Here is an 11,386-nt window from a genome sequence, read left to right on the forward strand (position 1 = left end):
CTGGGGTAAAGGTACGACGTTGCTTGGTCATCAGACACCTCTCTATGGCGAGCATTCTCGCCTAAATGGGTGTCCGGTTTCATTAGACCACTACATGTCGACTCGAACTCATGCGCGAGTGCCATTCCATTTGTTACGCGCTCGCCAAGAGACTCCCCTGTGTCGTCTGGCGCACTGACGTCAGTCATGGCAAGGCGCTGCCTCATCAATTCGGCAAGCCTGGTTGCAACAAACCGTTTGACTGTATCGTCTCGCACATCTGTGGCCGGGGCCACAATTGTTGCCAACCGGAGCCTCGATCTAGACGGCTCCTGATATCCCTCAATCTGATCCGATATCCACAGTAGCCCCTCCAGGCCTCCGGCAGCCTGTGCAAGTGACTCAAGGTCGAAAGTGCCACTAAGCTCCGCACCGAGAACACTCATCAGCGTCGAGACATTGTTCTGCGCAGACATAGAGCGATATGGAGTGACTGAGCACTTACTCTCGGAAAGGCTAATTTCCTTGCTAGCACCGAGGCGTACGCAATGCTCCTGGAGTTGATCCACGATGAACGTCTTGACCGGTTCCAGCGGGGATACATAACTCGGTGCCTCGACGACAACCCTGAGGTCATCCACATAACGGCAATAGTCGAGTATTTTGATGCCATCACTTACCTCACGCGCTTCCTTTGAAGCCTTGTCGACAGCTCTATCGAAGCCAATCAGGTATGCGTTGGCCAGAAATCCCGATGCAACCAACCCTTGCGGCAATCCAAGCTCAAGCTCTGTGCTTTCTGACTCGTTGAATAACCCTGCATGGACGATGTCCTCACTTCGCCAATGCCAGTCCATAATGCGAGCAGCTTTATCCCAGAAATCTTGGTCAGCCCCACTTTCAGCCTGGAGATGGAAGTCTTGCCGGTACTCTGCCTCCAAGCGTTTCAATTCCGCCAACAGTGCCCGGCGATCTACCCGATCATAAAACGCCTTCAAATCCAGGGAGATAACGAATAGCTCCCTTCCTCTCGGTAAGCGTGGCGAAAACTCTGCACAAACCTGGCGGGGACGAGACAAGAACGTTCGATAGTCTTGAAAATACTTGCGGTAGGTTTGGCTATTACCCCAGGAAAAATGAGCCATGGTTTGCGTAGCGCCGGTCTCGGACCAGCGACAGTGAAGACGGTTGCCATAGCTGACCAGACCGCAACCCCGCGCCCCCATAACATCTTTCTCATCCGGATTTCCCTGTGCGGTCTCAATGGCCTCCGCGAGACACATCATCACAGCTGTCGCCAGTGACTGGTCCCTGATAGAAATGTGCGCCAAAGGCCGTAGCTTTTGTAGCTCTGGTGGGGCTGGTGGCTCTACACCGTTTTGATCCGCGCAGGGCCTCCATTCGTGAAACAGCGAGTCCTGTTCAGTGATGGGAGTATCGAGCAGTTCCTCGATAGTCGAACTACGGCTTGAGCAGAACTCCCATTTCCCGTTTTTAGGAGCAGGTACCAACTTGAGGCCATCCGGCAGAAAGCTAGGGCGGCCTATGGCCTGGCTCCACTCCTTGAGCTGACGCTCAAGATTGATAGTGGAGCTGTCGAGTTCCAAAACGTCAGCATATGAGTTATGTCGACGAATAAAACCGTGGGACTTCTTCCAAGCTTGTGCCAGTACGACGATATCCTGAAGGGTCTTGCCTTGGGGAAGCAGAGCTTGATACATCTCCTTGATAATGGACATCTTCTCTCTCTTCGTTGACTAGACGCAGCAAGCCAAGGCTGGTCAAAAGTAATCTTGGGGGAGCAAGGAGAGAGTCACCAGGCGATATCGATCCCTCGCAGGGTTGAAGGGAAAGCCATCCTTGGGTACCACTACATGCCACCGATGTGATGGACGTCATAATCGTTCAGCAAGGCATGGTCGTAAAGGCAAAGTGCTTCAACACCGCATCTCGGCTGCCACATGCGTTCGCCATACAACGGTCCAAAACGCCCCCCATTTAAAAAAAGAGTCCACCGTCAATCCATCACATCGAGCTAGTCCCCGAGGGCACCAAAATTGATCAGCGCATGCAAGATGTCCTCTAGTGTTCATGCAGCTCGCCACTACAGCTCCGATGAGGTTGCATAGCATCTCCTGGTAAGCGACGCTTGGATGATCTACAAATAGCGCGTGAACTCGATTGAATCGGTCAAAGGACAACAAGCAATCATGGAGCAACGATCCCTTCTCTACGACGCCCGTTTTCTCGAAAGCTACGCGGGAGCCATCGTTACTGACCCAGCTACCGCCATCGTCGAGTTAGTCGCTAACTGCTGGGATGCATACGCCACCCAGGTCGAAATTGCCTGGCCGAACATTGAGTCAGGCCGGCAATTCAGAATCAAGGACAACGGTCACGGAATGACCCGTGATGAGTTCCAGCACATCTGGCGCACCATTGCCTACAACCGACTCTCGGTACAGGGGGCAGTTGCCTCACCTCCGCAAGGTGTTGAAGGCCTGCTTCGTCCAGTATTTGGTAAGAACGGCAAGGGCCGGTTCGCCAGTTTCTGCTTTGCCGATGAATACTTGATCACTTCACGCAAAGATGGCCAGGAATTCGTCTGCCGTGTTCATCGAACGCTGACCGAGCCACTGGTGCTGGAGGAGATATCCTTCAAGGCTGAGGGAGTTGAAGGACACGGCACTGAGATCATTGGTAACGGCAGCATCCCTTCCCCGAGATTCAGCGAAGAGCAAGCCCGTGAGCTGATCGGCAGTCGCTTTCTGGCGAACCCAGCCTTTACGGTTTCAATCAATGGAAGCCCAATCACCTTCAGCGACATTCCTGAGTTGCTGTCCAGCGAGGAGATTGAAATCCCTGATCTAGGGAAAGTGACCATCCTGCATATCGATACCAAAAAGGCTGACCGAACGACCAAGCAGCATGGCATTGCGTGGTGGGTGCAGAACCGTGCCGTTGGCGACTGCAAGTGGAGCCGCAGCGACTACGAGCGCGTGCTCGATGGCCGCACATCCGAGGCCAAGCGCTTCACCTTCATCGTCCAGGCCGACTTCCTGAATCAGCATGATGCAGTCACCCCAGACTGGAGTGGATTCAAGGACGACAACTCAGCCTGGTGCACCACACGCGAAGCCGTTCAGGATCGCATCCGGCAGATTATTCATGGCAGTGGTGAAAGTGAGCGCGAAGCCAAGCGTGCAGCCGTGATTGAGCGTGTTGGCAACACCGTCAACACCCTCTCGCCTAGTAGCAAGGACCGCGTCGAGGCCTTCATCGACGAAGTCGTGGAGACCTGCCCCAACTTTGGCGAACAGGAAATTGTCCAACTCTCCACGATCTTGGCCAAGCTGGAGAAGGCTAAGTCACGCTATGGCCTGCTCGATCTCTTGCACAAATGCGAGCCCAACGATTACGACACCCTGCACTCCATCCTCTCCGAATGGACGGTCAGCATGGCCAAGCTCGTGCTCGACGAGATCCAGAACCGCCTGAAACTCATCGGAGAGCTTCGCACCAAGATTCAGGTCGCCGGAATCGACGAAGTGCACGAGTTACAGCCGCTCTTCGAGCGTGGCTTGTGGATGTTCGGAGCCCAGTTCGAGTCCATCGAATTCACCTCCAACAAGGGCATGACCTCCGTCATCCGCCAACTGTTCGGCGACAGCCAGGGTAAAGGCAGTCGCAACCGACCTGATTTCGTGGCCCTGCCAGATTGCAGCGTCAGCTTCTATGCTAGGTCATCCTACGACGAAGACTACAACGAGAATGGTACGGCACATGTCGTAATAGTGGACCTCAAGACTACTGAGTTGCCGCTCGGCTCCCGCGAAAAAGATCAGGTCTGGAAATACGTGAAGGAACTGAAGGCAAAGGGACATATTCGTCAGCACACGCGGGTAGATGGCTTCATTCTCGGCAGTATCATCGAACAAGGTGAAGATGATCCGACTTCACATGGCGAGGAGGTCAAGATCATTCCCATGCTTTACGAAACGATCCTCACTCGGGCCGAGAAGCGCCTTCTAAATCTTTACTCTAGAGTCCAGGACGCTCCGTTTCTGCTCGAACAGCAAGAGCAACTCGCCAGCTTTCTGAAGCCGGTACCGGTTCGCCAGGGCGATCTAATGGTTGAAGCAAGTCGGCAGTAGTCAGGGAATTCACATTTCCACCGTCAGACTGCGGATGCCGATTCCTTCGCAGAACCGCCCCAGCGCCGTCAGGCTCGCCCAGGTCCTGATCAGCTCGCGGCGCGAGCGCACCGGCAACCAGAAGCATCCCAGCCGGGTGCTCAGGCTCCAGCCTTCGCCACCCGGCCCACGCGTCGCCCTAAATTCCCGCGCCGCCCCGCTCTCGATCAACGCCGCCAGCGTGTCCTGCTCCACCGCCTTTTTCATTTTTCTGGTCCTACTCGCCCTTGCCCTGAGCACCCAGGCTAGCGGTCACCGCGCGCCGCAACCAGCTGGGCTACTTCCGGTCGACCAACGACCGGGGTCTTGGTCACCAGTCCCAATTGGGACTCTCACCAGACATAGGTGAAGTGAGGGGGTCGATTGACCATAACGACAAATTACACGTAGCCCTGCGGCTGCCGACACCCACCCCTAGTGACGCCGTGCGCCGCACAGGCCAGAATGCGCAGACCAAAAAGGGGACGCCATGAAATCCGAAACGCTCACCGTGCGCCAGATCTTCCAGGACCGGCGCCAGTACTGTGTACCGTTCTACCAGCGCGCCTATGTGTGGACGCTACGGAATCAATGGAGCGCCTTGTGGCAGGACATCCAGGAGAAAGCTCAGGCACGGGTGTCCGGCCTGAACATCACGCCGCACTTCCTGGGTGCGGTGGTCCTCGAACCCCAAGCCAAAGACGGGCTGATGGGCGTCGACACGTTGCACATCATCGATGGCCAGCAACGGTTGACCACGCTCCAGTACGTGCTGGCCTCGCTCCTGCTCGCGTTACGTGCTACCGGTATTCAGGCTTTTGAGCCCAGCGTGATCGGCTGCATGCAAAACAACAACGAAGAAACCATGCGCGACCCGAAAATGGAGCGCTACAAGCTGTGGCCGACCTTCCGCGACCGCCCCCATTTCATCAAAAGCCTCAGTATCCAGCGCCTGGAGGATTTCCGTAGCGAATATCCGGCCCATTTCACGCAGAGCGGCAGCCTGCGCAAGCACCATGATCACCCACCGTCACTGGCCGCGATTTGGTTCTTTACTCATGAGTTCACACGCTGGATTCGCTCGGGAAACGAGTTGGCCTCCGCCTATGCTGAGAGCCTCATCATGGCTGTCCTACAAGATCTCAAGCTGGTCAGCATTTCGCTGGAAGCCGAAGACGATGCCCAGGTGATTTTTGAAACGCTCAATGGAAGGGGTGCAGAGCTGCATGCCACGGACTTGATCCGCAATTACATTTTCATGCGCGCCGACCAAGACAAAGTGGACGCCCAAGTGCTCTACGATACGCAGTGGCGACCGTTCGAGGAAGACTATTGGTCGACCAAGCAGCGTCGTGGCCGCCTGAACAAACCACGCCTGGAGTGGTTGATCCACGCCACTCTGCAAGCAGAGATGGGCAGTGAGATTGATCTGTCCCGCTTGTACAACGAATACCGGCGCTACGCTGCCGAGTCTCCCCCCAAAACCGCAGACCGCCAGCTGGTGACCTTGGCCCGATACGCGGAGCATTACCGCGAATTGATCAGCACCACGGGCTCATCCCTCATTGCCCGTCTTGGCCGCCGTATTGCGGCGTATGACATCACGACGCTCTATCCGCTGGCCTTACTGATTTCGACAGCGGAAGTGCCAGAGGCCGACAAGGCCCGCATGTTCAATCACCTCGTGTCCTATGTGGTACGCCGGGCCGTCTGCGGACTTACGCCCAAAAACTACAACAACATCTTCCTCACAGCGTTACGTCAGCTGGCGAAATCAGGCGTCTCCAGTGGGATTCTCAGCGACTATCTGAGCACACTCAAAGGTGACGCCTCCCGCTGGCCTGATGATTCCGAATTTCGCAACGCCTGTGTCAGCGCCCCGCTTTATCCAGGCCGGCTTGATACCGCGAAAATGCGCTCGCTGCTGACGGAAATAGAGGGAGGCCTGCGGCTTTCAGTCAAAAGCGAGGAGCCTGAACTACCAAACTTATCAGCCCTCGATATCGACCACATTTTGCCGCGTAGTTGGCACGTCCACTGGCCCTTGAAAGATGGCAGCACAGCTGCCGACAACGACGAGGCCAATATCGAGATGATCGTACGCTCTGGCGGCACATTGACGCCATGGCAGGTCCTGATCTGTGAGCGCCACGCAAGCATCCCAACGCTGGGCAACTTGACGCTGCTGAACCTCAGCGTTAATAGAGCCGCACAACACTGCGACTTTTCGGTTAAGCGTGACAAGCTGATTGCCAACACCAGCCTTCGTCTCAATGTCCCTTTGATTGCCAACACAGGCTGGGATGAAGTCGCGATTTCAGCCCGCGCCAGTGCCCTCGCCGACGAGGCCTTGAAGATTTGGCCGAAAAACGAATGACAACCCACTTGCAAGGAACAGCAACAATGCCTCGCTATCTAATGTTGGGTGCCGCAATCGGCATAATGCCAGTCATGTGATTGAGGCTTCTTCGCGATACCATAGTGTTCTTGGACAAGAGGAAACCCAACACGCCTGGTTTATGCAAATCCTGCCATTCTTTCGAAGAACTTCAGAAAAGCCCTACACCTGAAGAGTTGACCCTTTCGCTGCGCCCCCACTACATTGCCCATGGCGCCTAAGAAACGCCCACGTAGCGGCTAGCCCGCTCCCGACAGATGCGGCTTTTTTGTGCCTGTGGTTTACTCCTGCGCGCGAAAAACACTCTTTATGTCGGGAGTGGGCTAATACAAGACCCGCAAGGGGAATACGTCCGGCCCTCTACGTGGGGTTTCTTAACTCCCGACACCCAGCCCTAAGAAGCTGAATTCACGTAGAGGTTACTGAAATGCCTACCGACGCTCACGCGCGCAGGCCTTTCGCAGACGCGGCTCGCCTGACCACAGATCCGGAGGTCAGTCATGACTGACTTCCATGAACCGGTGCTGTTCACCCGCCACAACCGCCCTCTCCATGCCCTTTGGCTCGAATCCCAAGCCTGGTTCTGCGCTCGCGAACTCGGCCGGCTGATTGGCCGTTACCTCGACGACCATATCGTGCGCAAGCTCGATGCCGATCAACGGCGAACCTTGCCACTGCTGCGCTACGGCGAGTACCGCGACACGGTGATGATCAGTGAGTCCGGGGCCTACACGGTCCTGGCTCATCACTACATTCCGGAGAATCGCAGCCTGCGGCGCTGGCTGACCTATGAGGTGATCGCGGTGTTGCGGGACCGGCAGGATCTGCCGGAGCGGGACGTGCCGAGGATAGGCCAGATGGATTGGGGCAGGCATTCGCTCAGCGTGCTGCAGTGGCAGCACGAACCGTGGATTCGCTTGCGCGATGTGCCTGAGGTGCTGTTTGAGCCGGGCTGTATGGCGCATAGAAGCGCCATCAAAGCCTCCCCACCTTGGCGGCAGGTGGCGGCGCGCTGGCTGCGGCTTTGAATCAGGGGCTAACGAGCTGCATGGTCGGTTTCCAGGCTGACCGCAAAGCGCGCCAGCACCGCATCGATGAACCGTCGCAGCTTGGCGGTTCTCTGCCGGTTGGCTGTATAGAGCAAATGCATCTGCCGGCTCGGCGGCTGGTAGTCAGCCAACACCCGCACCAGCTCGCCACTTTGCAGCGCCGGGCGCAGAAAGTCTTCCGGCCCCAGCACAATGCCGAAGCCATCCAGCGCCGCTGACATCAGCGCCCTGCTCTCGTTGACCTGCAAACGGCTGGCGACCTGCACCTTGTGCAGCGTATCGCCCTGGACGAATTGCCATTCACGGTCGGCTGGGCGCGACCAGTAGGCGTAGCCCAGGCATTCGTGCTGTTCGAGATCGGCTGGCGTTCGTGGGATACCGTGGGCGGTCAGGTAGCGCGGTGAAGCGCAGGTCACCAGGCGGTAAGGTGCCAGGGGCCTGGCGGTGAGGCTGGAAGTGCCCAGGGGGCCGATGCGAAATGCCACTTCGAAGCCCTCCTCGACCAGGTCGACGAAACGGTCGGTCAGGTGCAGGTCAATTTCGACCTGCGGGTACTGGCGTAGAAAGTCGGTAACCATTGGCATCAGGCTGTAGGAGCCAAAGGTAACTGGCGCACTGACCTTCAGTTTGCCCCGCGGCGTATCATTCATGATCTGCGCCAGGGAGTCGGCCGCCTGCGCCTCGCTGAGGATATGCTTGCAGCGCTCGTAGTAGGCGCTGCCAAGCTCGGTCAGGCTTTGCCGTCGAGTTGTACGGTTGAGCAGGCGCGCGCCCAGGCGATGCTCCAGGGCGGCTACATGCTTGGCCACCATCTGCGGCGACATGCCCAGACGCTGCGCCGCACTGGCGTAGGACCCCTCTTCAGCGGCCATTACAAAGGCGCCCATGCTGGTCAGGCGATCCATCATTCAACACTCCTGGTAACGACACTCGATCCAGCTTGGTAATTTATCTACTACTGGTTGCCAATCATCATAAACGCTCCTATCACGCAACGGAGCAAGGACATGCGCATTGGCATAATCGGGGCAGGTTTTATCGGTCGGGCAGTGGCGCAGCTGGCGCTGGCCGCCGGGCATAAGGTGATGCTCAGCAACTCACGGGGGGCGCAGACCATGAGCAGCGTGCGCAGCGGCATTCTCGGCTGCGAAGTGGGCAGTGCAGAAGAAGCTGCACGGTTTGCTGACGTGGTACTGCTGGCAATTCCCTTCGCGCACTACCTCAGCGTGCCCGCGCAGTGGCTGCAGGGCAAAATCGTCATGGACGCCAACAACTACTACCCGGACCGCGATGGTCTGTTTCCTGCGCTGGACCGTTTCGAAACCACTACCAGTCGCCTGCTTGCCGAGCATCTGCCGGGTTCGCGGGTAGTGAAGGTATTCAATGCAATTCTTGCCCAGGATTTGGAGAAAGACGCCCGTGGTAGCGGCGCAACAGATCGGCGCGCCCTGCCTGTTGCCAGCGATGATGATGAAGCGAAATCGATGGTTAGCAGGCTGCTCGACGACCTGGGTTACGACGCGGTCGATGCCGGGGGCCTGGATGAAAGCTGGCGGTTCGAACGGGCCAAACCAGCTTATTGCATACCTTTTGATGCCGAGGGCTTGAAGCGCGCCCTGGCGCAAGCCGAGCGGGAGGTTGAAGTGCCTGAAGGTGCCTGGCGACGTTGAACAACAGCACTCCAGTTGATCTGATACGTATTTTGCCGCGCCATCTGAATCTGTTTCGGTAACAGCGCCAGAGCGAAAATAGTCCTGCGCCCCGCTCTACCGGGCGCATTTCGCGACTGCAGCCTGGCGCTGCACCGCAAAACCTTCATCTGGAGCGCTCCATGGGTAAGCTTGCATTCTTCGTCGTGGGTTTTCTGGCGCTGGCCATTGCGATTGGCGCACTCGGTACCATTTCTCCCCTGTAAACAACGCCGTTCTTCAACCTTCTGACTCAAGCCTCCAGCATCGCGTTGACGATGGCGCCGCATCCGCCGCCAACCTGTGCGAAAATAGGGGGCTTTTGTTCATATGTTTGGAGATGTACAGCTTGGTAATGCACTACTCAACCAGCGGCGATGCAGTCGCTTGCGGTCGCGCCGGTAATAACCTCACCAGCACCTCCACCCCTGACCAGGTTTCCTGCAAATCGTGTCAGCGGTCCCTGGTCAAGACGGAGTCGCCTGCGTCGGCCAAGAAATCCACCCCGTCCCTGGCAGAGCTGCGTAAACAACGCATGGCCAAGGCCAGCCCTGCCCCGAGCACGTTCTGCTTCAAGGCCAACTGGCGTGCACGCCTGAGCGCCCTGCCTGGCAGCAGCCGCCTGCCGCGCGGCGTAGCACCTCAGCGCTTCGTCTAAGCGCCCCTGCGAAGACACGTGGGGCCGACACGCGGCCCCACGTGACCTTCCCCTCATCGCGGCTGACGATACCCGGCCAGCCAGTGCTCCAGCTCGTCATCCATCCCGCAGCCGATCAGCACCCACAGCAGTACCCGGCATTTGCGCGGACACAAGAAACCCGCCATCAGTGCGCCTTTGCGTTGCAGGTCCATTTCGCCGCCGTCAAAGCCATAGGTGTGATTTGCCGTAGGCCCCGAACCGGTTCGCGAGGCAATAATCACCGGCATCCGGGTGGTGATGTATCCCAAGCACTCGGCCCAGGCTGCCGACACATGCCCGGCACCGAACCCAGCGATCACCAGCCCTTTATACCCAAGCCCGGCGACTTGCTCGAGCAGCAGGGTATCGGCGGCAAAATCAGCCTCCAGCAGCGCCACACGTTGATCCAGGCGCCAGGGTTCGGGTAACGGCTGACGCGGCCGGGCGGGTTTCAGGTAACAGACACGCCCCTCTATCAGGAGGCCTTCGCAGCCGAAGTGCGGTGAACTGAAAGCCGCCATGGCCAGGCTCTCGGTTTTACGCACATGGGCCGCGGCATGGATCTGATCATTGATCACTACCAGCACACCGCGACCGCGACTCTGCGCATCCAGCGCCACCCGCACCGCTGCCAGCAGATTGGCAGGGCCGTCAGCGCCGGGCTCGCTGGCGGCACGCATGGCACCGGTGAGGATCAATGGCGCATCGAAGGGCCAGAGCAGTTCGAGAAAGTACGCTACCTCCTCCAGGGTGTCAGTGCCCTGGCTCAGCACCACGGCGTGGGCGCCCTCTTCCACCTGGGCCTTGGCCCAGTACAGGACATCGATCAGTTGAATGAACGACAACGAGGCACTGGGTAACAGCTGCAGGGTTTTCGCCGAGATGTGCGCAAGATCTGCAAGCTCGGGCGCGTCGGCGAGCATCTGCAAGCTGTCCAGGCCCGGCGTGACACCTTCGCCTGCCGCTGACTGGAGCATGCTCAGGGTACCGCCCAGGGTTCCTATGGCGAGTTTGGGCAGGGTCATACGCCAGCTCCTGTAACCACATGGCAGGAGCGAGAGAGACTGATCGGGGCAGCATTTGCAGACATGGGCGTTGGCCTTCTTATCATTATGGAGGGACGCCAGTTAAGCGGACACTCGGTTAGATAAGACAGTCAGGCGGGTCTGAAGCTGGGGCGGGAATGGTCTTGGGTTGGGGAAAGGGCAATCATGCTAGCGGGTGTTTCCAGCTAAGCAGGCGTTGCCTGCATCGCCGGCAAGGCCGGCGCCCACAGGGATCGCAACTAGCAGTTGAATCGCCAGAAAGACAAAACCCCTACCTGCGTATGCAGATAGGGGTTTCGGAATTTAATCTTGACGATGACCTACTCTCACATGGGGAAACCCCACACTACCATCGGCGATGCATCGTTTCACTGC

At 57.8% G+C, this 11,386-nt stretch carries 9 protein-coding genes; 5 read left to right on the top strand and 4 right to left on the bottom strand.

The features are described 5' to 3' along the window. Positions 1-1,718: RNA-directed DNA polymerase (locus ACIOVF_RS27830; protein ID WP_401294153.1), on the bottom strand; the 1,718-nt coding region annotated here is incomplete at its 3' end. A 471-nt stretch (positions 1,719-2,189) separates the two neighbouring features. Here ACIOVF_RS27830 and ACIOVF_RS27835 point away from each other — a divergent pair. Continuing rightward, positions 2,190-4,133 (top strand): ATP-binding protein, encoded by a 1,944-nt coding sequence (locus ACIOVF_RS27835; RefSeq protein WP_401294156.1) that lies wholly within the window; start codon positions 2,190-2,192, stop codon positions 4,131-4,133. 9 nt (positions 4,134-4,142) lie between these two features. On the opposite strand, the gene ACIOVF_RS27840 is transcribed toward ACIOVF_RS27835, so the two are convergent. Continuing rightward, positions 4,143-4,379, bottom strand: a complete 237-nt coding sequence (locus tag ACIOVF_RS27840; protein WP_401294159.1) for a hypothetical protein — start codon at positions 4,377-4,379, stop codon at positions 4,143-4,145. Between the two features lie 262 nt (positions 4,380-4,641). Between ACIOVF_RS27840 and ACIOVF_RS27845 the strand changes: the two genes are divergently transcribed. Then, positions 4,642-6,528, top strand: a complete 1,887-nt coding sequence (locus ACIOVF_RS27845) for a DUF262 domain-containing protein (RefSeq protein ID WP_401294162.1) — start codon at positions 4,642-4,644, stop codon at positions 6,526-6,528. Between the two features lie 521 nt (positions 6,529-7,049). Beyond that, a complete protein-coding gene (locus tag ACIOVF_RS27850) occupies positions 7,050-7,577 on the top strand; it encodes a Bro-N domain-containing protein (RefSeq protein WP_401294164.1) in 528 nt (175 codons plus the stop codon). An 8-nt stretch (positions 7,578-7,585) separates the two neighbouring features. Here the strand turns inward: ACIOVF_RS27850 and ACIOVF_RS27855 are convergent, their stop codons facing one another. Further along, positions 7,586-8,506 (bottom strand): LysR family transcriptional regulator, encoded by a 921-nt coding sequence (locus tag ACIOVF_RS27855; protein WP_401294167.1) that lies wholly within the window; start codon positions 8,504-8,506, stop codon positions 7,586-7,588. A gap of 99 nt (positions 8,507-8,605) precedes the next feature. Between ACIOVF_RS27855 and ACIOVF_RS27860 the strand changes: the two genes are divergently transcribed. Continuing rightward, positions 8,606-9,268, top strand: coding sequence for an NADPH-dependent F420 reductase (locus ACIOVF_RS27860; RefSeq protein WP_401294169.1), 663 nt, complete (start codon positions 8,606-8,608; stop codon positions 9,266-9,268). 373 nt (positions 9,269-9,641) lie between these two features. Then, the gene (locus tag ACIOVF_RS27865; RefSeq protein WP_045195772.1) at positions 9,642-9,944 is read left to right on the top strand and encodes a hypothetical protein; all 303 of its coding nucleotides are present in this window, start codon (positions 9,642-9,644) and stop codon (positions 9,942-9,944) included. A gap of 53 nt (positions 9,945-9,997) precedes the next feature. Here the strand turns inward: ACIOVF_RS27865 and ACIOVF_RS27870 are convergent, their stop codons facing one another. After that, positions 9,998-10,990, bottom strand: coding sequence for an asparaginase (locus ACIOVF_RS27870; protein WP_401294173.1), 993 nt, complete (start codon positions 10,988-10,990; stop codon positions 9,998-10,000). Positions 10,991-11,386: the final 396 nt, after the last annotated feature.

Source organism: Pseudomonas sp. NPDC087612 (genome assembly GCF_044743505.1).
Taxonomy (GTDB): Bacteria; Pseudomonadota; Gammaproteobacteria; order Pseudomonadales; family Pseudomonadaceae; genus Aquipseudomonas.

Excerpts from the sequence above, each read along its gene's own strand:
- ACIOVF_RS27835 (WP_401294156.1), top strand. The coding sequence starts at position 2,190 with ATGGAGCAACGATCCCTTCTCTACGACGCCCGTTTTCTCGAAAGCTAC.
- ACIOVF_RS27840 (WP_401294159.1), bottom strand. The coding sequence starts at position 4,379 with ATGAAAAAGGCGGTGGAGCAGGACACGCTGGCGGCGTTGATCGAGAGC.
- ACIOVF_RS27845 (WP_401294162.1), top strand. The coding sequence starts at position 4,642 with ATGAAATCCGAAACGCTCACCGTGCGCCAGATCTTCCAGGACCGGCGC.
- ACIOVF_RS27850 (WP_401294164.1), top strand. The coding sequence starts at position 7,050 with ATGACTGACTTCCATGAACCGGTGCTGTTCACCCGCCACAACCGCCCT.
- ACIOVF_RS27855 (WP_401294167.1), bottom strand. The coding sequence starts at position 8,506 with ATGATGGATCGCCTGACCAGCATGGGCGCCTTTGTAATGGCCGCTGAA.
- ACIOVF_RS27860 (WP_401294169.1), top strand. The coding sequence starts at position 8,606 with ATGCGCATTGGCATAATCGGGGCAGGTTTTATCGGTCGGGCAGTGGCG.
- ACIOVF_RS27865 (WP_045195772.1), top strand. The coding sequence starts at position 9,642 with ATGCACTACTCAACCAGCGGCGATGCAGTCGCTTGCGGTCGCGCCGGT.
- ACIOVF_RS27870 (WP_401294173.1), bottom strand. The coding sequence starts at position 10,990 with ATGACCCTGCCCAAACTCGCCATAGGAACCCTGGGCGGTACCCTGAGC.